The organism is Mesorhizobium sp. WSM4809, assembly GCF_055811655.1.
This window is the reverse complement of the sequence record NZ_JBVVQW010000019.1, coordinates 20480-44522: the sequence shown is the minus strand read 5'-3', so window position 1 is coordinate 44522 and position 24043 is coordinate 20480. Positions and strand designations below refer to the sequence as shown.

18 protein-coding genes and 3 pseudogenes are annotated in these 24043 nt (G+C 59.4%); 15 read left to right on the top strand and 6 right to left on the bottom strand.

The window, feature by feature from the left end:
• Positions 1-304 precede the first annotated feature (304 nt).
• The 15 genes from AC0L24_RS29350 to AC0L24_RS29280 all read left to right on the top strand — a co-directional run bounded on the left by AC0L24_RS29350 (position 305) and on the right by AC0L24_RS29280 (position 16249).
• Positions 305-625 (top strand): iron-sulfur cluster assembly accessory protein, encoded by a 321-nt coding sequence (locus AC0L24_RS29350; protein ID WP_473564609.1) that lies wholly within the window; start codon positions 305-307, stop codon positions 623-625.
• A 169-nt stretch (positions 626-794) separates the two neighbouring features.
• Entirely contained in the window at positions 795-2012 is a 1218-nt protein-coding gene (gene nifS / locus AC0L24_RS29345) for a cysteine desulfurase NifS (protein ID WP_473564608.1), read from the top strand.
• Between the two features lie 571 nt (positions 2013-2583).
• Complete coding sequence (gene nifW / locus AC0L24_RS29340; protein WP_473564607.1) at positions 2584-2961, top strand: nitrogenase stabilizing/protective protein NifW; 378 nt, start codon at positions 2584-2586, stop codon at positions 2959-2961.
• A gap of 158 nt (positions 2962-3119) precedes the next feature.
• On the top strand, positions 3120-3968 hold the full coding sequence (locus AC0L24_RS29335; RefSeq protein WP_473564606.1) for an electron transfer flavoprotein subunit beta/FixA family protein: 849 nt from the start codon (positions 3120-3122) through the stop codon (positions 3966-3968).
• An 18-nt stretch (positions 3969-3986) separates the two neighbouring features.
• Positions 3987-5096: an electron transfer flavoprotein subunit alpha/FixB family protein gene (locus AC0L24_RS29330; RefSeq protein WP_473564605.1), complete on the top strand. Its 1110-nt coding sequence runs from the start codon at positions 3987-3989 to the stop codon at positions 5094-5096.
• 11 nt (positions 5097-5107) lie between these two features.
• A complete protein-coding gene (locus AC0L24_RS29325; RefSeq protein ID WP_473564650.1) occupies positions 5108-6415 on the top strand; it encodes an FAD-binding protein in 1308 nt (435 codons plus the stop codon).
• A gap of 13 nt (positions 6416-6428) precedes the next feature.
• Complete coding sequence (locus tag AC0L24_RS29320) at positions 6429-6728, top strand: ferredoxin family protein (protein WP_473564604.1); 300 nt, start codon at positions 6429-6431, stop codon at positions 6726-6728.
• Between the two features lie 169 nt (positions 6729-6897).
• Positions 6898-8658, top strand: coding sequence for a nif-specific transcriptional activator NifA (nifA, locus tag AC0L24_RS29315; protein WP_473564603.1), 1761 nt, complete (start codon positions 6898-6900; stop codon positions 8656-8658).
• A gap of 498 nt (positions 8659-9156) precedes the next feature.
• Positions 9157-10638, top strand: a complete 1482-nt coding sequence (gene nifB, locus AC0L24_RS29310) for a nitrogenase cofactor biosynthesis protein NifB (RefSeq protein WP_473564601.1) — start codon at positions 9157-9159, stop codon at positions 10636-10638.
• A 32-nt stretch (positions 10639-10670) separates the two neighbouring features.
• Positions 10671-10865: a 4Fe-4S dicluster domain-containing protein gene (locus tag AC0L24_RS29305; RefSeq protein ID WP_027162783.1), complete on the top strand. Its 195-nt coding sequence runs from the start codon at positions 10671-10673 to the stop codon at positions 10863-10865.
• A gap of 89 nt (positions 10866-10954) precedes the next feature.
• Entirely contained in the window at positions 10955-11257 is a 303-nt protein-coding gene (locus tag AC0L24_RS29300) for a nitrogen fixation protein NifZ (protein ID WP_473564600.1), read from the top strand.
• Positions 11254-11466 (top strand): putative nitrogen fixation protein NifT, encoded by a 213-nt coding sequence (gene nifT, locus AC0L24_RS29295; RefSeq protein ID WP_027162785.1) that lies wholly within the window; start codon positions 11254-11256, stop codon positions 11464-11466. Before AC0L24_RS29300 ends, nifT begins: the two co-directional genes overlap by 4 nt.
• A 39-nt stretch (positions 11467-11505) precedes the next feature.
• Positions 11506-12390: an SIR2 family NAD-dependent protein deacylase gene (locus AC0L24_RS29290; RefSeq protein ID WP_473564599.1), complete on the top strand. Its 885-nt coding sequence runs from the start codon at positions 11506-11508 to the stop codon at positions 12388-12390.
• Between the two features lie 92 nt (positions 12391-12482).
• Entirely contained in the window at positions 12483-14345 is a 1863-nt protein-coding gene (locus AC0L24_RS29285) for an ABC transporter ATP-binding protein (RefSeq protein WP_473564598.1), read from the top strand.
• The gene (locus AC0L24_RS29280) at positions 14345-16249 is read left to right on the top strand and encodes an ABC transporter ATP-binding protein (protein WP_473564597.1); all 1905 of its coding nucleotides are present in this window, start codon (positions 14345-14347) and stop codon (positions 16247-16249) included. Before AC0L24_RS29285 ends, AC0L24_RS29280 begins: the two co-directional genes overlap by 1 nt.
• Before the next feature lie 154 nt (positions 16250-16403).
• Here AC0L24_RS29280 and AC0L24_RS29275 read toward each other — a convergent pair.
• The 6 genes and pseudogenes from AC0L24_RS29275 to nifA (AC0L24_RS29250) all read right to left on the bottom strand — a co-directional run.
• Positions 16404-17200: pseudogene (locus tag AC0L24_RS29275) on the bottom strand (ISNCY family transposase); the annotation flags it as partial.
• 10 nt (positions 17201-17210) lie between these two features.
• The gene (locus AC0L24_RS29270; protein WP_473564596.1) at positions 17211-18248 is read right to left on the bottom strand and encodes a type III secretion protein; all 1038 of its coding nucleotides are present in this window, start codon (positions 18246-18248) and stop codon (positions 17211-17213) included.
• A gap of 347 nt (positions 18249-18595) precedes the next feature.
• A pseudogene (locus tag AC0L24_RS29265) lies at positions 18596-18817 on the bottom strand (DUF4172 domain-containing protein); the annotation flags it as partial.
• A 97-nt stretch (positions 18818-18914) separates the two neighbouring features.
• Positions 18915-19944, bottom strand: a pseudogene (locus tag AC0L24_RS29260) (LLM class flavin-dependent oxidoreductase).
• 87 nt (positions 19945-20031) lie between these two features.
• Positions 20032-21180 carry a histidinol-phosphate transaminase gene (hisC, locus tag AC0L24_RS29255; RefSeq protein ID WP_473564595.1) on the bottom strand — a complete coding sequence of 383 codons (1149 nt, stop codon included), beginning with the start codon at positions 21178-21180 and terminating at the stop codon, positions 20032-20034.
• A 222-nt stretch (positions 21181-21402) separates the two neighbouring features.
• Entirely contained in the window at positions 21403-23187 is a 1785-nt protein-coding gene (gene nifA, locus AC0L24_RS29250; RefSeq protein WP_473564594.1) for a nif-specific transcriptional activator NifA, read from the bottom strand.
• Positions 23188-24043 lie beyond the last annotated feature (856 nt).

The following is a 24043-nucleotide window of genomic DNA, read 5'->3' as shown; positions in this document are numbered from 1 at the left end:
GCGCATATTGTCGGTGTTGGGAGCCTTAGCCCTCGCCACGAGGAGTCTCAAAAGGCGTACCAATTCCTGGAATCATCCCGGAAACCTCGCTTGCATGCAGTTCGACGAGGAACTCGGGTCCATGCAGGTGTGGCGAAACCGACAAATCCGACAATACTCGTCGATGCTCGACGTATACGCGGCAATTCCGAAAGCGGAATCCTGGGCGTGTTGAGGATGTCACGCTGTTCGAAAACGGCTTTTTCCATTGGCACGGTCCATGCACGGTAATCCGCAATTCGTCCGCATCGAGGAGAAACGAGCCATGATCACGCTCACCGACAAGGCGGTTGCCGCCGTCAAGACCGCTCTGTCCGCCGCTAGCGAGCCCGCAGACGGCTTTCGTATCATGGTTGAGGCCGGCGGCTGCTCCGGCTTCAAATATTCATTGGGCCTGGAGAGCGTCTCGCGCGAGGGCGACGCCATTGTCGAGACAGATGGGATCAAGGTGTTTGTTGACGCCGACTCCCAATCGCATGTCGCCGGCATGGCCGTCGACTTCGTCACGGGTCTCGAATCCTCCGGCTTTGTTTTCGACAATCCTAACGCGCGACAAAAGTGCTCCTGCGGCAAGTCATTCGGCTGATCGTCGAAGAAGGGAGAGGGCGCCTTCGGTGAGCTTGGCGGTGGCCCTGGTCCCGGGCCTGCGTTCAATCTGTGGAGACTTGCGCAGGCTCTGGATCGCACTCTCAACGGCGCAGGCTCGATGCGACCAGGCCGCGCTTGACGGCATTCCGCTCGATTGGAGACCACCGATGACAGTTGTCTATCTCGACAACAACGCAACGACCCGGGTCGATCCCGCGGTCGTTAATGCGATGTTGCCGTTCCTTACCGATCAATTCGGCAACCCTTCGTCGGCGCACCGTTTTGGCGCCTTTGCCGGCGCTGCTTTGGCAAAGGCGAGGCGTCAGTTGCAGGCGCTGATCGGGGCGCAGTTCGACGATGAGATCACCTTCACCTCGGGTGGAACGGAAAGCGACAATGCGGCCATTCTTTCGGCGCTCGAGGTGATGCCGGACCGAACGGAGATCGTGACGTCCGCTGTGGAACATCCTGCTGTGCTGACCCTGTGCGCTCATCTTGAGGAGACGGGCCGCGCTAAGGTGCACAGGATCCCGGTGGACCGCCATGGCCGGCTGAACGTCGATGCTTACCGGGCCGCGCTTACCCCAAACGTGGCGGTCGTCTCGATCATGTGGGCCAACAACGAGACTGGTACGATCTTCCCGGTCATCAAGCTCGCCGAATTGGCCAAGGATGTCGGCGCCATTTTCCACACTGATGCCGTGCAGGCCGTCGGCAAGCTCCCGATCGACCTGAAATCAGCCCCTATCGACATGCTGTCGCTCTCCGGCCATAAATTCCATGGGCCAAAAGGGATTGGCGCACTTTTCGTCAAGCGCGGCCTGCCGTTCCACGCTATGATCAAGGGCGGTCACCAAGAGAGCGACCGGCGTGCGGGCACCGAAAACACGCCCGGCATAGTCGGGCTCGGCATGGCCGCCGAACTTGCCTTGAAATTCATGGATGACGAGACCAAGCGGATAAAGTGGCTCCGCGACCGGCTGGAGAACGGGCTTATCCAGCGTGTCCCAAACAGCTTCGTCAATGGCGATCCCCTGGTGCGCTTGCCGAACACCGCAAACATCGCCTTCGAACGTATTGAAGGCAATGGGATCCTGCATCTCCTGGACCGCGAGGGTATCGTCTGCTCCTCGGGGTCCGCCTGCACATCAGGCTGTGCGGAGCCAAGCCATGTGCTGAGAGCGATGGAAATGCCACATGCGGCGGTCCGCTTCTCTTTCGCGCGTGACAACGGACAAGAAGACGTGGACCGGGTGCTCGAGGTCTTGCCTTCGATTGTGGAGAAGCTGCGCCACGCCCACAGTTCCGGGTCGAATAGAAGCAGCGCCGATGCTCTCCAATGCGTTCCAGGTCTCAGCGGCAGAAGAACTGGCGTCCATTCGTGAGCAGCCAGGTCTTCTCGAGGAGGCCACCCTGCGCGAGGTCGAGCAGGCTCCCGGCGTTGCCTCGAGGGCGGAAAGCTTGCGACCGCCGGCTTGCGGCAGCCGGCTTGCCTGGGATCGAGATCGGCACGCGGTCATGGGGACTGACGGTTCGAGGCAATCTGCGCCGTGGTCGTACGGAGGGTCTCGGTGCGCTCACGACATGGTGCCGGATGACCTCACAGGACCTCCATGCGTCAGTCGAGAGCGGCGTCTGCGCCCTCAATTTGTCTTCCATCGGATATGTGCAGTTGCCACCAAGCGGGCTCAGGGAAGGAGCGCTACAGCTCATCGAGCAGATGGTCGGGCGCGGCCGCGACCGGCTCTCAAGGCGCGTAATCCGGCCTCTCTTGTCACTGGTGCTCGCGCCAGACCTCCGTGTGGCCGAGCGCCAGGCAACGAGGCCAGTTGTGTCGACGAGGCGATTGCCGCGTCTGGCTGAGCCGCATTCGTTCATCAAACCGCGGCTTTCGGGGCTGCATGTCGAATGTGCGACGAACGCACAAAACCACCGTTTCCGACAAGGGAGAATGCAATGAATTGTTCCGCTGACAGCAGTCCCATCGACGTCACCAACATACTCACGCGCCTGAAAGGCCTCTCATCTGCCGAGGAGTTCTTCGCTGTCCTTGGCGTCACGTATGATCCGAAGGTGCTCAATGTCTCGCGTCTGCATATCCTCAAGCGTGTGGGCCAATACCTTGTCGAGGAAGATTTCTCCGGCCTGCCCGACCAGGTGATCGCCGCGCGCATGCGCGCCATGCTGGTACGCGCCTACGAGGAATTCGCGATTTCCTCGCCGCTCACCCACCGGATTTTCAAGGTGCTCAAAGACCATGATCCGGACAAATCTCACACGCCAGGCCGCACATTCGTTCCGTTCGACACAGTCCTGAAGCGGTTCGGCGAATAAGCCACATAGTTGCGACGCGACAATGTCGACAAACCGACAATTCGGACGTCGAAACCGGGGGCTTCAATGGACACGGGCGCCCGCAAAATGCCTGGCACGAATGATGCAAACAGGAACGCGCACCGCCAGCCCGCATCGGGATAACGCAGAGAACGCCAATGCATATCGTCGTCAGCATCAAGCAGGTGCCGGACTCGGCACAGATACGGGTCCATCCGGTGACGAACACCATCATGCGCCAGGGCGTGCCGACCATCATCAACCCTTACGATCTGTTCGCGCTGGAAGAAGCACTCAGGCTACGCGACGCCTATGGTGGGGAGGTCACCGTGCTGACCATGGGACCACCTATGGCCGAGGACTCCCTGCGCAAGGCGCTTGGCTACGGCGCCGATCGCGCGGTGCTTTTGACCGACCGCTACTTTGCCGGTTCCGACACGCTGGCCACCTCCTTTGCTCTTTCCCAGGCAATCGCGAAGATCGGCGATACGTTCGGCACGCCGGACGTGGTCTTCACGGGCAAACAGACGATCGACGGCGACACCGCCCAAGTCGGGCCCGGCATCGCCAAGCGTCTCGATCTGCTCCAACTCACCTATGTCGCGAAAATCGCCTCCATTGATCTCGCCGCAGGCGAGATCACGGTCGAGCGCCGCTGCGAAGGCGGCACCCAGAAGCTGAAGAGCAGGCTGCCATGCCTCATCACCATGCTGGAAGGCACAAACGAGATGCGCCGGGGTTCGATCGAAGACGCGCTTTGCGCCGCACGTAGCCAGATTGTGAAATGGAGCGCGGCCGAGGCCGGCATTGAAGATCTCACCAAATGCGGCTTGCGTGGCTCGCCGACGGTCGTCAAACGCGTTTTTGCCCCTAGCGCCCGGTCGGAAAAGGCCGCGCAGATTGAGACCGCGGAGAAGACACTGCGCGATGTCGCCGACGAACTGATCGGTGCAATCTTCACCCGCCAGCCGGCGCTGGAACCGGAACTCGCCTTCGAGGGCGCGTGACGGCAAGGAGCAGACCATATGTCGAGCACGAACTCAGACGCCCCTCGGCGGCCCCCAGGCCGTGCCGGGATGAAGAAAGAGCTTCCCGAGCGTTTCAGGGACTATCGGCACGTCTGGGTTTTCATCGAGCTCGAACGCGGCCATGTCCACCCGGTATCCTTCGAGCTGCTGGGCGAGGGCCGCAAGCTGGCGGACGAACTTGGCGTCCAGCTCGCGGGTGCTGTGCTCGGACCCCCGGGAGATGCCACCCAGAACGCAGTCGCCGAGGCCTTCGCCTATGGCGCCGATCTCGTCTACCTCGTTGAGGCGCCGCTGCTCACCGACTATCGCAATGAGCCTTTCACCAAGGCGATGACGGATCTGGTTGATACTTACAAACCCGAGATCCTGCTTCTGGGCGCAACCACGCTCGGCAGGGATCTCGCCGGGTCCGTCGCAACCACCTTGCTGACAGGGCTAACCGCCGACTGCACCGAACTCGACGTGGATGCTGACGGTTCGCTCGCCGCGACCCGCCCGACTTTTGGCGGTTCCTTGCTATGCACGATCTACACGCTCAACTACAGGCCGCAGATGGCGACGGTGCGACCGAGGGTCATGCCAATGCCGCAGCGGACCGACAGAGCGATCGGGCGTGTCATCCCGCACAAGCTGTCGCTCGCCGAGGACGACATCGTCACCAAGGTGCTGGGATTCCTTCCGGATAGCCAGTCGGGCATCGCCAATCTCGCCTATGCGGACGTGGTTGTTGCGGGAGGGCTTGGTCTCGGCGGAGCGGAGAACATGCAGCTTATAAAGAGTCTCGCGCGCGTGATAGGCGCCGAATTCGGCTGTTCGCGGCCCCTGGTTCAAAAGGGCTGGATGTCGGCCGATCGGCAGATCGGCCAAACAGGCAAGACAATCCGGCCAAAGCTTTACATAGCGGCCGGCATTTCCGGCGCCATCCAGCACCGCGTTGGAGTTGAGGGAGCCGATCTCATCGTGGCCATCAACACCGACCCGAATGCGCCGATTTTCGATTTCGCTCACCTCGGGATCGTCACCGATGCGGTGCGCTTCTTGCCGGCTTTGATCGAGGCCTTCACCCGGCGGCTGTCACCACACAGTCGCGACAAGCTTGCGAGCTAAGGCAGATGCAGATGATCAAGGAAGAGTTCGACGCCATTGTCATCGGCGCCGGAATGGCCGGGAACGCAGCTGCCTACACTTTGGCAAGCGATGGCTTGAATGTGCTCCAGTTGGAGCGAGGTGAATATCCGGGTTCTAAGAATGTCCAGGGTGCCATCATGTATGCGAACATGTTGGAGAAGATCATTCCGGATTTCCGCGATGATGCACCTCTCGAGCGGCATCTGGTTGAACAGCGGTTATGGGTTATGGACGACACCTCCCACACCGGAATTCACTATCGGTCCGACGACTTCAACGAGGTAAAGCCCAATCGCTATACGATCATCCGTGCCCAGTTCGATAAATGGTTTTCGCGCAGGGTGCGGGAGGCCGGTGCGACCGTTTTGTGCGAGACCACGGTGACGGACCTCGTCCGCGATACCAAGGGCAAGGTGATCGGCGTCCGCACGGATCGGGCTGGCGGAGTGATCTACGCGGACGTGGTTGTTCTTGCAGAGGGTGTCTGCGGACTGCTTGGCACACGGGGCGGCCTGCGCAAGATGCTGAAGCCGCAATCCGTTGCGCTCGCAGTCAAGGAAATGCATTTCCTGCCCGAAGAGGTCATTGAGCAGCGGTTCGGCGTGAAAGGGGGTGAAGGCTGTGTGATTGAAGCAGTCGGCACGATCTCCCGCGGCATGGCCGGGCTCGGGTTCCTCTACACCAACAAGGAATCGATCTCACTGGGCATCGGCTGCCTCGTCTCGGATTTCGCCGCCAAGATGGAGAGCCCGTACGCCCTTCTCGACGCATTCAAAAACCATCCTTCGGTCCGGCCGCTGATTGCCGGTTCGGAGGTGAAAGAATATGCCGCGCATCTCATTCCCGAAGGTGGCTACAAAGCAATTCCGCAGCTCTTTGGCGACGGTTGGGTGGTTGTCGGCGATGCCGCGCAATTGAACAACGCCGTTCACCGCGAGGGCTCTAATCTTGCCATGACCTCGGGCCGCATGGCGGCGGAGGCTATCATCCAGGTCAAGAGACGCAACGATCCTATGACCAAGCGAAACCTGGCCCTATACAAGGCAATACTGGACAAATCCTTCGTGATCAAAGACCTGCGGAAATACAAAGACATGCCCGCTTTACTGCACACAAACGCCTCCAATTTCTTCACGACCTACCCTTGGTTGATGTCGCAAGCCGCGCAGAATTTCATGCGTGTCGACGGCACGCCAAAGATCGAGAAGGAAAAGGCGACGACGGCCGCCTTCATCAAGGCGCGCTCGCGCTGCGGGCTGATCAGCGACGCGGTTCGCTTGGCGTTGGCGTGGCGGTGAGGGCACTGACGACATGGCGAACCCGGTGACGAAATCACGTGTCGAAGACAAGCTTTACCAGAACCGTTATTTGGTGGACCCCGGCCGTCCGCATATAAAGGTGCGACCGCACGAGCAACCGAGCGCAAGTCTGCTCGCGCTGACCCACGTCTGTCCCGCGAAATGCTATGAGCTGAACGACAAAGGTCAGGTTGAAATAACCGCCGATGGCTGCATGGAGTGCGGCACCTGCCGCGTTTTGTGCGAGGCCAGCGGCGAGATCGAATGGAACTATCCGCGTGGTGGCTTCGGCGTCCTCTTCAAGTTCGGATGATCGGCCTTGGCACCCGTTTCAGTGGGTGTGCAGCTGTGCACCCCGAAATTCGACGAAGCGCAATCTTGTCGGCACCATCGCGCCCCAAGTGCGGAGGGGTGAAACGTCCTGAACTGATGAAAAGGTGCTTGGGAGGAGCACCCCTGACCACAACCGCTGAGGTCTTTCCATGGCTCACATATCCCCGGATCGGGTCAACGAAGCAGGACGTCGAGACACCTTCCGCAAACCCGCCAGTGAGGGGATGTTCGAAGCAGATGACTGGCTCAGGGGACTCTACGAGCTCTCGAAGGCGCTGATGGCTCCCACCCGGCTGGAGGTTACGCTCACCGACGTCGTGAACACACTCCCGTCATTTGTGCCAATGCGTCATGGAGCCATCTTTGTCCTTGAGTCAGAAGGTGAGCCGGAGATCGCCGCGAGTGCTGGCAGCGGCGCCCCATCAGGCACGCGTCCCGTCATACCAAAGGCCGCAATAAATCAAATTGTCGCTACCGGCACGCGGCTCGTCATCGCGGACCTCAGCACGTCCGAGTTTTTTCAGAGCGACCTTCAGACACGTCCTGGCGTCAATTTTCTCCCGATGGCCTTTATCGGCGTCCCGGTTAAGGCCGAGGACAGGATCCTTGGGACGTTGTCGATCGTAAGAGACAACGCCTGCGGGTCCCGCTACGATGAGGACATCTGCTTCCTGACGATGGTGGCCGACCTCGTCGGCCGCACCGTTCGCCTCCATCGCGGCTTGACCAACGATCGTGAGCGGCGCGTCGATGAGCTCTGGGGAGCGGAGACTTCGTCCGATGAGGCCCGGACCGACGCGGTCCCGCGTGCGCCTGTCAGAATTGATGGGATCATCGGGGAAAGCCCCGCACTCAAGCAGGTGCTCGAAACAGTCTCCATTGTAGCAAGGACGAATTCCACCGTGCTTCTGAGGGGCGAGAGCGGCACCGGCAAGGAGTTTTTCGCGCAAGCCATACACAGGCTCTCGCGCCGGCGAGCGAAGTCTTTCGTCAAGTTGAACTGCGCCGCACTGTCCGAAAGCGTTCTGGAGTCGGAGCTATTCGGACATGAAAAAGGTGCCTTCACAGGGGCAATTTCCCAGCGCGCCGGCCGTTTTGAGCTGGCAAATGGGGGAACGCTGCTCCTCGACGAAATCGGCGAGATTTCGCCTGCCTTCCAAGCCAAGCTGTTACGCGTCTTGCAGGAAGGCGAACTGGAGCGTGTCGGTGGTAGCAAGACGCTGCAGGTCGACGTGCGACTTATATGCGCCACCAACAGGGATCTCGAATCGGCTGTCGTAAACGGGGATTTCAGGGCCGACCTTTATTACCGCATCAATGTGGTGCCAATCATCCTGCCTCCGCTCAGAGAGCGACCGGGGGATATTCCTCGGCTTGCGAACGCCTTCCTCGAGCGATTCAACAAGGAGAACCATCTCGAACTCGCCTTCGCGCCGCCGGCGCTCGAGTTTATCTCGCAATGCTACTTCCCCGGTAACGTCCGCGAATTGGAGAACTGCATACAAAGGACGGCTACGCTAGCGCGTTCAAGGACAATCGCTCCATCGGATTTTGCCTGCAACAATAACCAATGCCTGTCCTGGCTCCTTTGGAAAAGAGCTGATCACTCGCACAGCGGCAATACCGGCAACCAGCGCTTTCGAAGCAATATGATGCCCGCCGGATTGCCGATGCCGGGCGGGCGTTTCGGCGCCCCGCAGGACAACGTGCGACCCCATACTGCCGACCCTGCAAAGGAGGATCCCGCTCTCCCCGCAATAGGCCCGCGCCTGACGGAACGCGACCGGCTGATCGATGCGATGGAGAAGGTCGGCTGGGTTCAGGCCAAGGCCGCTCGTGTCCTCGGCGTCACGCCGCGACAGGTCGGGTACGCTTTGCGCCGACACGGTATCGAGGTGAAGAAATTTTAGCATCCTCATGACGGTGGAGAACGAGAACACTGCGCCAGCTACGCGAACTGTGTCGGAGCCCAGGCCAAAGTAGCGCGAGCGTGTGATGCGGTCACGCCCCCTTTATCACCTGCCCTTTCCGTCGTCTTGCCGATCGCAGAAAGGAGAGCCCCACCCTCCTGGACCGGAACCCTGCAGACTCAGTCGAGCAGTGGCAACTTCACCACGGACGAATGCGCGTGGCCGAGAGCCGGCTGAGCGGTCGGCGCGCGTGATCGCCCTCGGCGCAACTCCGACCGGTCTTCCGACGAGCATGTTGTCTTTCTTGAACTGATTGTCCGGCCACAGTCGTCTTCCCCTCCTTCTAAGCGTGCCCCTGTTAGAAGTCCGACAAAGCTATGTCGGAGCAACTCCATGATCTCAGACGCGGAAACCCAATTCGTGAGCTAGCGCCACGTTTTGAGTTGGCATTGCTCTTGCGCTTCGAACGGCGACGTTAACCCGTAATGGAGCCGCTCAATGGCCGCACCGGCGATTTCAGTTGAGAGCCTGACCGGCGCGAGGGTCTCCGACCGGTTGCTGGTGAGTGCCCAGTCGGGTGGTTGCACATCTTCCTCCTGCGGAGCGTCGACAGGGCCGGACGATGTGGATCCGACCATCTGGGACAAGATCAAGGACCACCCGTGCTTTTCAGAAGAGGCGCACCACTATTTCGCGCGCATGCACGTCGCCGTCGCCCCGGCCTGCAATGTCCAGTGCAACTACTGCAATCGCAAATATGACTGCGCCAACGAAAGCCGGCCCGGGGTTGTCTCGGAAAGGCTGACGCCCGATCAGGCAGTACGCAAGGTGATCGCGGTCGCCAATGAAGTGCCGCAGCTTTCGGTGCTTGGCATCGCCGGACCGGGTGATGCCTGCTACGATTGGGAGAAGACGAAGGCCACGTTCGAACGCGTCGTCAGGGAAATCCCCGACCTCAGGCTTTGCGTCTCCACGAACGGGCTCGCGCTGCCGGACCATGTCGACCAGCTTGCCGACATGAATGTCGATCACGTGACGATCACAATCAACATGGTCGATCCGGAAATCGGTGCAAAAATCTATCCCTGGATCTTTTACGGTCACCGCCGCTATTGCGGCGTCGAAGGCGCCAGAATCCTGCACGAGCGGCAGATGCTGGGGTTGGAGATGCTCAGCGCACGCGGCATCCTCACCAAAATCAATTCGGTGATGATCCCTGGAGTGAATGACCAGCACCTGATTGAGGTGAACAAGTGGGTCAAGCAGCGCGGCGCGTTCCTCCATAACGTCATGCCTCTGATCTCGGACCCGGCGCACGGTACCCACTACGGGTTGACCGGACAGCGTGGCCCCAATGCAATGGAGCTGAAGGCTCTTCAGGATCGTCTTGAAGGCGGCGCCAAATTGATGCGCCACTGCCGGCAGTGCCGGGCCGATGCCGTCGGCCTGCTGGGTGAGGATCGTGGCCAGGAATTCACGCTCGACCACATCCCCGGTGAGCTCACCTACGATGCCAGCAAACGTGAAGCCTACCGGCGGTTGGTCGCGGACGAGCGCCGCGATCACTTGGCGGCCAGGAGCGAAGCGATCGGAGTGATGAAGACATCGAGTTCCGGGAACTCCCTTCTCATCGGGGTGGCGACGAAGGGCGGCGGTCGCGTCAACGAACACTTCGGCCATGCGAAGGAATTCCAGATGTATGAAGCCTCAACGCGGGGGATCAACTTTGTCGGGCATCGCAAGGTTGAGCAGTATTGCCTCGGGGGTTGGGGCGAGAAGGCCACTCTCGACGGGGTCATCGCTGCGCTGGAAGGCGTGGACGTCGTGCTTTGCGTCAAAATCGGGGACCGCCCCAAGGATCAGCTCGCGGCCGCCGGCATCCGAGCAACCGACGCTTACGGCCATGACTACATCGAAACGGCAATCGGCGCGGTTTACGCCGCCGAGTTCGGCGTCCAGGCACGCGCGGCGACGGCCTGAACCCATCTCATTTACTCGAATCAGGAGTCAAAATGGCTTTCAAGATCATCGCATCCCAATGCACACAATGCGGCGCTTGCGAATTCGAATGCCCGTCGGGCGCTATCAAGTTCAAAGGCGAGAGCTACGTGGTCGAGCTGCAGAAGTGCACCGAATGCGAGGGAGCTTTCGAAACGCAGCAATGTGCTTCGGTGTGTCCTGTGCCGAAGACCTGCGTTCCTGCCTGAGTCCACTGGTTACCCACACAAGTGGCTGCCCCCGGGAATGCCTGCGCGCCTCATCAATGACAGTAGCCCTAAAGAACCAAGGATTCGCCATGTGGCTCGGACGCGAACAGGAGGTGGAAATCCGCAGACCTCCCCAATTTCAGCCGGGAGAGCGGGTCCGTGCCACTCGTCACGTTAGGAATGACGGCACCTATCCTGGCAGGGAGATCGGCGAAAATCTCGTGCGCAAGGGTGAAGAGGGTTATGTGCGCGACATTGGCACTTTTCTCCAGCAGTTCTTCATCTACGCGGTCGAATGGATCGACCGTGGGACGGTCGTGGGCATGCGAGCGCGTGAATTGATGAGCCTGGACAAACCCGAAGAAAACGCCAAACAAGGAACGGCCGGATGAAAGTAATGATCCGCAGGACCGATTCGGGATTGTCGGCGTATGTCCCCAAAAAGGATCTCGAAGAGCCGATCATCAAGTTCGAGAACCAAGACCTCTGGGGCGGGGTCGTAACGCTCAGGAACGGGTGGCGGCTCCTCCTACCCGATCTTCCGCCACATACGCGCCTGCCAATCACCGTCGAGGCAAGGAAGCTGCCCGGCGAGGACTGATGCTGCCCCTTCAATGAGAGGCGTCAAGAGGAAAAGAGCATGAACACGATCCCGACTTCGGGCCACCTCGTCGTCGTGCGGGACAGTTTCGCCCGAAAGCTGCTTGAGCTGGCCAGACAAGCGCTCGTCTCGGATCAGGTGATCCCATATCTCGGTCCGGGTCTGCTGCGGCTAAGCTCAGCGGAGTCGGCTGTACCGTGTACCCCGGAGGCCGTCGCCGCCGCGCTCAACACGCGGGCGCCAGCCCCCTCGAAGATCCGCACCAACATGTGGTCAGTCGCGCAATTCATCGAGCAGCGCCGGCATCGCCGCACACTTCAAGCCTGGATGACAGATATATTCGCCGGGCCGACGGCGCCGACGCTCCTGCACACATGGCTCGCAAAGCTCCCGCTCTCCCTCATCATCGACAGCTGGTACGAAGGCGCCATGAGGGCGGCGCTGGCTGAGACCGGGCGAACCGACGTTGCCGAGATACAAGGCGTCACGCGGGCAAACGAAATTCGCGACATCTGGACCAGAACCTACGATTTGTTCGGAAAGGAGCTCGAGGCCGGAGCAGCGACAGAGACGGTTCTCTATGCGCCTCACGGCAGTATCAGGCCGGCCGGGAATTTCCTCATCGCCGACTCTGATTATGTCGAAGCCCTGACTGAAATCGATATCCAGACGCCCATTCCTGACGTGGTCAAGGAACGACGCGTCCACCGAGGGTTTTTCTTCGTCGGCTGCCGCTTCAATGATCAGATGCTGCGCATCTACGCCAGGCAGATCATGAAGCGCTCGGAAGGCCCCCGTTACGCGATCATGGATGGTGAAACGCTGACCAGAAACGAGGCCCGTTTCCTTGCGGCAAGCGGAATCACTGTGATCGACATGCCAGCGAGCGAAGCCGTGGCGCAACTCGCCGGATCCGCGTCTTGAGCCGATGGTGGCCAGGATCACCTTGGAGGAAATCTTTGGTGTGAGTCGACCGGCTCGCTTCCGAAGGCACAAAATTCAGTCGGGGACATTCTGTGGGCAGTGATGCTGTTGGCGCGACCCTTCTCAAATCTTCCGCGCATGTGAAAGCGGCCGCGTGGGGCGGGGGCTTGAACATACTACTGCGCATTACGCGCATCAATTTGAGGCACCCGTGGCAGGTCGCGCTAGCTTTCGGTTCGACCATCATAGCCGTGATCCTGCAGTTGCTAATTCCGTGGCTTCTCGGCTGGGCTGTCGACCAGACCCAGGTGGCAATCGGGAGTGATCTCACGGGGAAGGCTGTAGAACAAACGCTCTGGACTCTGGCTCTCCTGCTGCTCGCAGCGAGTTTGCTGCGCGGCCTCTTCACGATGGCGCAAAACTATTTTTCCGAAGCCGTCGGGCACCACGCCGCGTACGAACTGCGACTGGCTTGTTATGAGAAGGTCCAGCGCCTGAGCTTTTCCTTTCACGACCGGGTGCATTCAGCCGACCTGATCACCCTCGGCATCCTCGATCTCGACGGCGTGCGGATGTATTTTTCCACCGCTCTGGTTCGGTTGCTTATGCTCATCATGCTGATCGGGATCGGCGCGGGCACGATGATTTCTACCGACCCGGTGCTCGGTCTCATCGCGCTGAGCTTCATGCCTTTCGTGGCCTGGCGGTCGTCGGTCACACAGCTTAAGCTACGCGCTATCTGGCTCGAGCTGCAGGAGCGGCTTTCCGTCTTAGGCCGCGTTATGGAGGAAAACCTCGCGGGCATCCGCGTTGTCCGGGCGTTTTCGGCACAAGCCTATGAAATGGTAAAGTTCGACCGCGCCTCGAAAAATGCGCTCAAACTCGCCCACAAGCAGGTTAACGTTTATGTGACCAATACCTCGGCAATGACCCTCGCCTTCTTTTTCGCCATGGGGTTGGTTCTTTGGATCGGTTGCAACAAGGTCATCGCCGGCCAGATCAGCGTTGGAACGCTGACGATGTTCCTGACGTTCATGACCATACTGCAAATGCCCGTCCGCCAGATCGGGCTGATGGTGAACGGCTTCGCCCGCGCTTACACTTGCGGTTCGCGTGTATTCGGTCTGCTCGACCAGGACATCACGATCAGGGATGCTTCCGGTGCAAGACAGCTCGAGATCGGCGAAGGCACCCTGCGCTTCGACAATGTCTCGTTTGCATATCCCGGCGCCGGAAACCGCGTTATTCTGAAGAACATCACGTTTAGCGCCCATAGGGGCGAGACGATCGCGATCGTGGGTCCGCCGGGTTCGGGAAAATCGACAATCGCTCACTTAATTCCTCGCTTTTATGACGTGACTGGCGGCACCATCATGCTTGACGGGCAGGACATCCGCAGGGTGACCCTGGCTACGCTTCGCAAGGCGGTCGCCGTCGTACAGCAGGATGCATACCTGTTCACCACCACGATCGAGAACAACATCGCTTATGGCGACCCCTGGGCGAAGGAACAGCGGATTGAACGCGCTAGCGAATCCGCCCAGTTGCACAATTACATCCTTGGCCTGCCCGCGGGCTACAAGACGGTCGTCGGCGAACGTGGTGGATCTCTCTCTGGTGGTCAGCGTCAGCGTCTCACTATAGCTCGCACGATGATGTTGCGCCCATCAATCGTCGTTTTCGACGACTCAACGGCCGCGATCGACGCCGCCACAGAGCAGCGCATCAGCGCGGCGATAGGGCGTTTCGCCAAAGATAGGGTGACGATCATCATCGCGCACCGGCTGAGTTCCCTCAAGCACGCCGACCGGATCCTGTTTGTCGACAACGGCGAGATCGTGGAACGCGGCACCCATCAAGAGCTTTTGGCCAAGCGAGGACGCTATAAGGCCCTTTATGATCTTCAGTTGCGCCCTGGAGATGACATTGCGACCACGTTTGGAGGCGCGCCCTGATGCCCAAGCGGCACGCCAACGAACTCGAAGTCGAACCGAATGATAGCGGTAGACGTCCTCCGCGCGCGGTCGTCGGGTCCCATCGCATCGAGGAGGAGATCTTTGGCCGAGCTTTTGACAAGAACATCATTCGCCGCATATGGGCCTTCGTTCATCCCTACCGAGCCATGGCGGTCGTCTCGCTTGCCACATTGTTGATTTTCACTGGCACGCAGCTTCTTATCCCGCTGATCATCCGCTACGCCATCGACCACGCCATAACTCCCGCGGGCGCTGATGCCTCCGCCCTGCTTAAGGCCGCCGTCGCGTTTGCGCTTGCCATTCTGGTTAATTTCGGGGCCGCTTACGCGCAGGAAACCGTGGTAGGGAAAATGGCCGAGAGCGTCCTTTTCGACATTCGCCGCGCCATGTTTGCCCATCTGCAGAAGGTATCGCTCTCCTTCATGGACAAGACCGAGGTAGGACGCCTGATGTCTCGCCTTCAGGGCGACGTCAACTCTATCCACGAATTTCTCGAAAACTCGATCTACTCCGTGGGCGACATTGCGCTTCTCCTCGGCATCATTTTTGTAATGCTGTCGGTCAACTTCAGCCTCGGCTTTCTGACGCTCTCGGTCTTACCGGCCCTGTTAATTATTCGCATCGTGTGGCTGCCGCGTGCTCGCGAGGCCTTCATGGCTGCGCAAGAGACCAATTCAGTCGTCAACGGCGCATTGGCCGAAGCGATTCAGGGCGTGCGCACCGTCCAGTCCATGGGCCGCCAGTGCGTAAACTTCGTATTGTATGACGATAAGGCACATGCCGACCTCCGGACTCACCTGACTGCTGCCAGGTATGCACAGGTCATGGTCCCGATCGTCGATGGCCTCACCGGTCTCGCCATGGCCGTCGTCATTGTGGTCGGCGGCTCCATGATTATGAATGGCCGCATCGGTGTAGGCGTATTGGTGGCCTACATATTCTATATTCAACGCTTCTTTGATCCAATTCGATCCCTTACCCTGCAGTATTCAGTCATGCAGCGCGCAATGGCCTCCGGCAAGCGCCTGATCGATGTGCTCGACGTCAAGGTGGAAGTCCAGGACAAACGGGATGCGTGGGTCCTTTCGCCGGAAATTGACTGCTCGGTCGAGTTCAGGAACGTCACGTTCGGCTACGAGCCCAACCATCCGGTGCTGAAAAACGTCTCCTTCCGGGTCAATCCCGGCGAGACGGTCGCATTAGTCGGGCCGACCGGCTCTGGCAAATCGAGCGCGATGGCCCTCGTTCACCGCTTCTATGATGCTCAGCAAGGCCAAGTGATGGTCGGTGGACATGATGTGCGCGATCTCACACAGGAATCGCTAGGCAACCAGATCGCCATGGTGCTGCAGGAGCCGTTTCTGTTCACCGGCACGATCTTCGAGAACATCCGCTACCACAAGACGGAAGCCACGCGGGACAAAGTGATCGAGGCCGCCAAGGTGGTCGGAGCCCACGCTTTCATCATGAGCCTTCCCGACAGGTATGAAACTCAACTCGTCGAACGCGGCGGCAATCTTTCTCTCGGCCAGCGCCAGCTTGTCAGTTTCGCCCGCGCTCTCGTCGCCGACGCCAAGATCCTCGTTCTTGACGAGGCCACCGCCAGCATCGACAGCTACACGGAAATGCTGATCCAGAAGGCCCTCAGAAAGCTCCTTGAAGGCCGGACTGCGCTTGTCATCGCTCACCGTCTCGCCACAATCCGAGGTGCCGATCGTATCATCGTGCTTCAGAACGGCCGGGTTATTGAGACCGGCAACCATGAAAAACTGATGGCTATGGGCGGGCTCTATTCCAAACTCTATAATCTGAACTACTCGTCATTTGACGATATTCCCGAAGAGGGAGCCGATCCGAACGGACAAGCCGCCTCTCGTACCTGATGCTCCTTGCGAGCCGTATCTGATCGTCTAGCCCGCGCGCTCGTCCCTCCGCATGTGGTCCAGCCGACGGGAAACATCTCGAGTGACACGCAGCAATCGTGAAGAATGATTGGCCATCACCGATCCAGGCACAACTACAACAGGACGCCCGCGGTTCGCCGCCCAACACTCGCCTTTCGCTCTGTGTGATGATGCGTTCGATCAGCGGCCGATAGTGGCAAACCTGAGCTTGCCAAAGTTCGACGAACGGAGTGGTCGCCACCGCCAACCCGCGCCGCTGCCTGCTGCGGATAGGCCAGTGTGGCGCGGGTGATCCCGATCAGCTCACGGTAGAGTTCGACGCGGTTGGGTCGACCACGTGTGAACTGGATCTTGCGGGCACGCTTCTTAGCCGCGCGGCAATGATCGCGCCATGCCAAACCTGCGCTGCCGATCAAGGTATGAGCGTGCTTCAACAGGCGCATCATGACCCGGACTGCGTCCCACAGCAGGCTTCTGTCGCTCGGTTCGTGCATGAGTGCTGAAGTCACAGTGCTGTCCAGCCGCACGACAGCGCCGTCTTCCGGCTTTGCCCGCCGGCCCATTGGTCATCAGCACGCGATTGATCGCTTCCCAGGTTTCGGACCGGATCGCGCTGATCGTCTTTTGTAGCACCGACTTCTGCGAGCTCCATGACCGCGGCAGACGGGCAAAGGCTCGAACGACGCGGAGTCCTCGAAATGGAACGCCAGCTCCTGGTAGCTCAGCTGGCGGTACTGCTTGAGCAACGCGCAACGCAAGACGGCTTCGGCGGGCAGACCTTGCCATCCGGGTGGCCTTGACGTCGTCTCGACCCAGGTCTCGGCTCACCAATCCGAGCAGATCACGATGTTCATCCAGCCATTACGACATCGCTCTCAGCTCGTGACCGATCTCGTGTGTCACGAAAAGATCGAATATGCTGCTTACCATGGCCGAGACCTCAACGGCCGGAGCGATCTCTGCTTCTCGAGGCAGCCATCAGGTCGTCTCGGGCGTGACTGAAGTCGCGGTTTATGGCCTGTCCGACTAGACCACCCCGCCGCAGCTGTTCATAGGAGATTTGCGTACCTGTCGCACGGACTTCAGCCTCAAGATCTGCTATGTGGCCGTCCAGATTCGCATTCCGTTCCTCTGCTGCATGCTGCGGCGGAGTCATGTGCGGCAAGATATCTTGCATGCCAGGAACTGCGTGAGCTTGGGCCTCTTGATTTGCGTCGAACTGGTGATACGCCGCCAATTCCGGCGGCTCGACAGGAGGCCGGGGCAGCGAGTCCAGTTGGTTGGCGGCCACCAGAACTGATTCCACTGCGTCTTGGTGCGTGCACAAGGAAGGATCCATTCCGTAGGCTTCCTGAATCATCAGTGAGGCGATTTCCCTTTGTTGGTCTTCAGGAATACGGGACAATGCGTTGCGTACACTATCGGCGAACTCGGGTGAGATCACCTGTACTTCTGCATATTTCTCCCACGACACGGGTGCGTTTTGCTTCCGGCGCAAATCGTTGGCAGTTTGTTCATTTGTGTCCGGGTGCACGAACGGAATCAACCCCTCAACACGGTTTTTCAGGAATTCGGCGGTGCTTTTGTCCATCGACCAATGACCTTCCCTGGCCGGCACTCCGCTCCATGCGCTGTCTTTCAACCGAACAGCGGGACCGTTGGCCCAGGCATCCATGACAACGGTCGACCTCGGGTCGCGGCTTCCGCGCCGCAGTTCGTTCCAAATGTGGCCCGTCTTAACTGGGATCTCATCACCTTCGTCGGTTATCTCCTTCATTGACACGGAAGCACTAGAGGTAATACTCCGCTCGTCGGCCGCCATGTGTGGGGCGTGGACGATAGCGGAAAGGGGAGCGGTCTGATTGCAGCACGCGGCTCCCATGACTACGGCCACGGCAACCTTAATGTTGTGGTCTGCTCCCATCATTGCAACCGACGATCCGATGCCGTTGTGGCCGTGAGAGGGAATGTCGTCCACCTTAACGTTTCCCCGGCCATGCTTGAGCAGCAGGCGAACGTCGTGAACTGTTTGCCCCGCTGTCGCGAGTCTTGTCGGGCTCGTGACGTCGTCACCGACGACACATGCTCCCATATGGTAGGCGGCCTGCTGGATCTGATGTGGCTCCAGAGGAGCATCTCCGCCCCGTCGCAACCTGTCGGCAGGCGTTCCCAGGGAGACTCTCAGCGCTGATATGCTGCCCTCAATCCCCGACGCCGTTGATTCTCGCGGCGACTCTTCCGTGTCTGTGGCATGTCGAGTCGATCCGGAGGATTTGGAGATGCAAATTCCCATAGCTGTTCACCTGTAGTGGAGTTTCTGATCGCGAGACTCTCGCGGTTGAGGTACTCGCCTTCGATTGCTGAGGTCTTCAAGGCCTCTTCGCTGATAAGATCGATGCATATCTGGTCGCGGTCGTTAGAATCGACGTGCGGAAAGACACCCAGGAACTCACCCGATCGCAGCAGGAATTCGCTTTCCAGCGGTTCCAATCGGGGCGATTTCTTAATCGGCGGGCCGGTCGCTCCAACTGTCCACGGCCTCCACAAGCGTGCCCGCCCTCCCACACACCAAGCACTATGTCGGCATCATGCGCGGGACCGGTGCGCCGAGAAATTCGACTCCGAACGCGAACGCGCATTTCCGTCAGGTAACTTGAGCCATGATTTCAGATTGGATCGCCCTGGCGGTGTATAGCGAAGCGTCTAAGGACAGATTCCGAAATGCAAGTTGGCAAAGTAGATAATTAGCACCGGCCTCTTCGAGCTGATCAAGAAGAGCTTGTCGCGCGGAAGATGCCGTCCCCACCACGCACAACTCGCTCTCGATTGCTGCATCCAAGCTCAGCGGCAGATTTGGGGGGCGTCTGGAGCGCATTAAGGTCGTAGAGGAACCTGAAGCTCTTGAGCCATCGTTCGTAAGCGGGTGCCGCGAGCGCATGTGCATCCGTTTCCGATCGCGCGATCACGACCATTCGGAGCATCCCAAGAAATGGATGTCGCTCGTCCGCGTCGGCACTGCGCTCCAGGCAGGCTCGGAATGCATCCGTAATTCTGCGAACCGAAGAGGCCGGCCCCAAGCACGCGATGTTGGCGCCACTGACAGCGGCCCAGGTGGCGGACTCCGGTCTATTGGTGGCGATCCATGTCGGTGGATGGGGGCGCTGATGCGATCTCAGCGTCAAAGGGACGTCATTCAACTCAAAATGGCGGCCACGATAGGACAGCGTGTCGCCCTTCATCGCCTTGATGAGGATTTCGCTGGCTTCCGCATAGTGACCTGGCGCCGCCTCCGCAGCAATCCCGAAGTAACCCAGTTCGACCGGGAGAGAGCCGCGCCCTATACCCAGTTCGACCCTGCCACCACTCAATTGATCGAGCATGCAGATCTCCTCGAAGGCACGCAGCGGATGATAAAGGGCAAGGAGCATTACCATCGGGCCGACGCGAAGGTGCCGGGTGCGTTGGACGACGCTGGATAAGAACAGATTCGGCGATGGCCCCATCCCGTGCGGAGTGCAGTGGTGCTCTGCCAGATGATATGCGTAGAAGCCAAGCTCGTCGCACGCCTCTGCCAAACTCAGGCGATCGGCGTATTGCCGCGCAATCTCGCAGCCGTCCTCGTCGAGATGGACGAATATGCCGAAGGTTAGGCCGCCGGGGAAGGCATTCTTCACGAATTTTCTCCAACTCTTTGCAACAGTTCGTGGCTCGCTATGGTGCAAGCAAGTTCAAATTAATGGTGCGCTGAAATCGCCGGGGAACTACCGACTGGCTAAGGCAGAAGCAGCGGCCGCCGAGGGCCGGCACAACGGGATCGTTTCCTTCGCCGTTGCAGCTATCTCTGTGGCGACCTCGAGAAATTCATCCATCTCGGCTTTTGTACCGATGCTGACGCGGATGTAATTTTCCAGCCCTGCATCCTCAAAGAAGGCAACGAGTATCTTTTGCCTTTCCAAGGCTGCTTGCCACCATGAGCCTTCCTGCCCCGCTGGCACACGCGCTAGTAGGAAATTTGCGTGAGAAGGTATTACGGAAAATCCGAGTTTCGACAGGGCCACCGTCACTCGCTGTCTTTCATGCTTGATGCGCTTATGGTTCTCGGCGTAGGCGCCACGGTGCCCAAGCACGCTGATGCCAACAGCCTGGCCGATCACGTTCATGTTGAAGACGTTCTGAAGCTCCCGCAGCCTGCCAATGACTTCAGGGTGGCCAAGTCCGAAACCGACGCGAATGCCGGCGGTGGCATAGCTTTTCGAGAATGTTCTCAAGATCAGGAGGTTTGGATAACGATTGAGGAGATGCAGACCATTGTCCGGTGCAAAATCGACATACGCCTCATCCAACACAATCAGGCGGTCTGATTGTGATACCAGGCGTTCGACATCGGCCACAGGAACGAACGTTCCGGTGGGATTGTTTGGGTTAGCCAGCAGAATGAACTTGGCATCTTTTGCCGGTCCCAAAAGCAAGTCGTCGACGGGCAAGGAATGATCCGCGCCCCATCCGATTTCGGTGAATTGGGCACCCTGCAAACGGGCAAGTTTGCGGTTGAACGAAAACCCCGGCGACAACATCGCCATTCTGTCTCCTGGAACCAGAAAAGCTCTGTAGATAAGCCCGAGCAGTTCAGACGATCCGTTTCCGGCGATCACCTGATCCTTCGAGACGCCGTAGGCTTTCGACGCTGCTTGCCTCAAGCTGGCGTTGTCGTCTTCTGGATATAGATATTGCTGTCCGAGAGCAGCCATCGCACTTTGCATTATGGCTTCCGGCAACGGAAACGGGTTCTCGTTCGTGTTTAGCTTGACGCAACAAGGATCCGACGCCGGTTTGTCGCACAGCAGAACATCCAGCTGTCTCGCGACTTGCGAAAGGGAAGAAAGCACAGCTTGAAGTTTTGCATCAGACATTAATTTTTCTCCGTTTCTGGTTCCGTGTGTCGGGCACGATTTGGGATTGAGACATGGGCTGGACCACCGAAAGCGCCGCCGTCGGACCGCCTCGTGGGGACTACCGTGGGGGCAGCGCGGCCTATGGGATCGGATCGGAATTGGACGAGCACCGCATCACTCGTCTCAAGGCGCAAAGTCACGAGCGCTTTATTGTCCCAGATGCTCGGCTCGGTGATTTGTTCAAAGACGCTTGATCTCGATACCGTATTTCCTCAACACGTAGCCAATCTGGCGCGGCGTCAGTCCGAGCAGGCGTGCCGCCTTTGCCTGAACCCAGCCACATCTCTCCATCGCCTGGATGACACGTTCGGCATCGGCCATTCTTGCGGAGTGGACGACCCCAGCTGCGTTCAGCGGCGGCTGCCCTAGGGTGTCTGATGGGGCTGCGACGGCGGCAGAGCTAACCCCAGCAGCCGGCGGTGCGGCCCGATCCAGTGGCAGCGCCCCGATGGGCGAAGGTTGCAGCGCGACTTTGCCAAGTTTGCAATTATGCAGCGCCTCGGCGAAGCATTTGCCCTGGCAGCATGCAAAGTCCTCTTTCCCGATTGATGGCCCCGCCGCCAGAACCGCGGTCCGATACACGCAATTTTCCAGTTCGCGAATGTTGCCGGGAAAGTCGCAGTTTATCAGCACTTCGATTGCGCTCGGATCGAACGTCAGCATAAGGCCGTTCTCATCGTTGAAATTCTTGAGAAACTCAGCGGCAAGGAGCGGAATATCGCTGCGCCTTTCGCGTAGCGCCGGCACCAGCAACGGAACAACACTGATGCGGTAGTAGAGGTCGGCACGGAACTCGTTTCTGGCAACTGCCTCTTCCAGGTTCTTGTTCGTGGCGGCGATGATGCGGACGTCGACTTTAATGGTCTGGTTGCCCCCAACGCGCTCAAACTCCTGCTCCTGCAGCACGCGCAACAGCTTTGCCTGGAACGAGGCCGAAATCTCGCCGATCTCGTCCAGGAACAATGTCCCCTTGTCGGCGAGCTCAAAGCGCCCCTTGCGCGAGTTGAACGCGCTCGTGAATGCACCCTTCTCATGGCCGAACAATTCGGATTCCAGCACAGTCTCGGGCAGCGCCGCGCAATTGAGCTTGATGAAGGGCCGCTTGGCGCGCGGGGACAATTCGTGGATAGCCTTGGCGACCAGCTCCTTGCCGGTACCGGATTCGCCTCGCAACAGAACCGCAATCTTGGCCTTGGCTACGAGCGCGACCTTCTCAAGCAAACCGCGCAAGGCCAAACTGTTGCCAATCATCCCCTCCACGTGAGTGTTACGCTGCGGGGCCAGGCGCTTCTGCTTTGGCAGGGAGTCCTGCCTTGCCGTCGGTTGCTCGCGGTCGCCCTCCAAAGAGCGATGCGACTTCACCGTCTGCCCTACCAAGTTGGCGATTAGCGGGAGCAGACAAAGGCCGTAATCGAGCCAAACTCTGGAACCATGCCGCAGTGCGTGGTCGATGGTCAGCGTGCCCACGACATTTGCATCGACGCGAATGGGAACGCCGATGAAGGATACTGGTATGTCGTCGCAACCCCCGAGCACGTCCCTGTCGGCGGCGGTGAAAGCCGAATGAACCGCGATGTTCTCGGTGGCCAGCGGCTTGTCCGTTGCCAAAACCTGGTCGATTGCATTCCGCGGCAGGTAGGTCCGGCAGCGCTCACTGCAGCTCTCGGCCCGGTCGGCGCCTGCGATGATTTCCAGTTCGCCGTCAGCGTCGACAAGTGAGATGAAGCCGTGCCGCATCTGAAGAAACGATCGCAGCAGATCTACGACCTTGGCCAGCCTGACCTCGAGCGCGGAGGAGGCGGTGAGTGCTTTCGAAATTTCGTGGATGCCGGCAAGCGCGCTCGCGCGCGACGGCAGAATGGTGGGTTCCCAGTCGTCCCTTTTGGAGTCTTGGAGTGATATGCAGCTTGACGAAGTCTCCTCAGCACTGTCTTCAGCTCGGCGACCATTGTTCTGATCTGACATGTCATCCTCGATCTTGGGCCGCGACAGCAACGCCGCGCCACCTGGATCTGCGATGTCCCCCGGCGCAGACGCATCAGATGGCATCAGGACCCAAGCCACCGATGGCCGGCAGCAACAAGAATGTCTTCGCCACACGAGCCGCCAAATAATTGGCGAACTTGCTCGCGCCTGGGAGCCGCTTGCCGGAACGCTTGAGACGTTGATGCGGGTAATCGTGATGTGTCGGCGGCAGTGCGCCAGATTTCCGCAGGTGACATACTGCCTTGCATAGGATCAAGATTGGGTCATGGTTCTGGGCGTCCGTCAGGCCCTGACCAGGGGCAAGCACGAAAGAGGCCGGAGGCAAGGCTTGATGCATGGCTTGGCTATCCTTACTGAACGGAGGCGCGGCTCAGGCTCCGGAGCGCAACCACACGTTGCCCTACAGAGCGGGAATGAGGATGGCTAGTCAACCGAGCTTTTCTTGCATTTATGAAAGGAAAGCAGGAGGACATGATAGAAATCCATCAACTGAGACTTGCCGACAGATGGACGTCGAACAGCAAAGCTACCCCGGCTTTCAATGCCCGGCGCGCGAAGCCTGCTGATGTCGAAGCTTGCGGGACGCTGTCGGCATTGAGACGGCTTGGGCACACAGTACGGCTAGAAGTGTCGTCGAGCGGCAAAGGTGTTGGCGCTATGAAGCATCTTGTGACTCGCATCGATGCGCGCCAGGTCCGGCGAACTATTCGGTCGTATAAACGACCCGTCGGGTGGTCGTGGCTGCAGCGGAAGAGCAGTTAGAAACCGGTCGTGTAGGGAGTCCTCCACTGCCGCGCCCGGCCGGGTCGCAAGTGCGACCAAGATGCGAACGGGC

Bases quoted from the DNA above. Each gene is read 5' to 3' on its own strand.
- AC0L24_RS29350 (WP_473564609.1), top strand. From the start codon at position 305: ATGATCACGCTCACCGACAAGGCGGTTGCCGCCGTCAAGACCGCTCTG.
- nifS (WP_473564608.1), top strand. From the start codon at position 795: ATGACAGTTGTCTATCTCGACAACAACGCAACGACCCGGGTCGATCCC.
- nifW (WP_473564607.1), top strand. From the start codon at position 2,584: ATGAATTGTTCCGCTGACAGCAGTCCCATCGACGTCACCAACATACTC.
- AC0L24_RS29335 (WP_473564606.1), top strand. From the start codon at position 3,120: ATGCATATCGTCGTCAGCATCAAGCAGGTGCCGGACTCGGCACAGATA.
- AC0L24_RS29330 (WP_473564605.1), top strand. From the start codon at position 3,987: ATGTCGAGCACGAACTCAGACGCCCCTCGGCGGCCCCCAGGCCGTGCC.
- AC0L24_RS29325 (WP_473564650.1), top strand. From the start codon at position 5,108: ATGATCAAGGAAGAGTTCGACGCCATTGTCATCGGCGCCGGAATGGCC.
- AC0L24_RS29320 (WP_473564604.1), top strand. From the start codon at position 6,429: ATGGCGAACCCGGTGACGAAATCACGTGTCGAAGACAAGCTTTACCAG.
- nifA (WP_473564603.1), top strand. From the start codon at position 6,898: ATGGCTCACATATCCCCGGATCGGGTCAACGAAGCAGGACGTCGAGAC.
- nifB (WP_473564601.1), top strand. From the start codon at position 9,157: ATGGCCGCACCGGCGATTTCAGTTGAGAGCCTGACCGGCGCGAGGGTC.
- AC0L24_RS29305 (WP_027162783.1), top strand. From the start codon at position 10,671: ATGGCTTTCAAGATCATCGCATCCCAATGCACACAATGCGGCGCTTGC.
- AC0L24_RS29300 (WP_473564600.1), top strand. From the start codon at position 10,955: ATGTGGCTCGGACGCGAACAGGAGGTGGAAATCCGCAGACCTCCCCAA.
- nifT (WP_027162785.1), top strand. From the start codon at position 11,254: ATGAAAGTAATGATCCGCAGGACCGATTCGGGATTGTCGGCGTATGTC.
- AC0L24_RS29290 (WP_473564599.1), top strand. From the start codon at position 11,506: ATGAACACGATCCCGACTTCGGGCCACCTCGTCGTCGTGCGGGACAGT.
- AC0L24_RS29280 (WP_473564597.1), top strand. From the start codon at position 14,345: ATGCCCAAGCGGCACGCCAACGAACTCGAAGTCGAACCGAATGATAGC.
- hisC (WP_473564595.1), bottom strand. From the start codon at position 21,180: ATGTCTGATGCAAAACTTCAAGCTGTGCTTTCTTCCCTTTCGCAAGTC.
- nifA (WP_473564594.1), bottom strand. From the start codon at position 23,187: ATGTCAGATCAGAACAATGGTCGCCGAGCTGAAGACAGTGCTGAGGAG.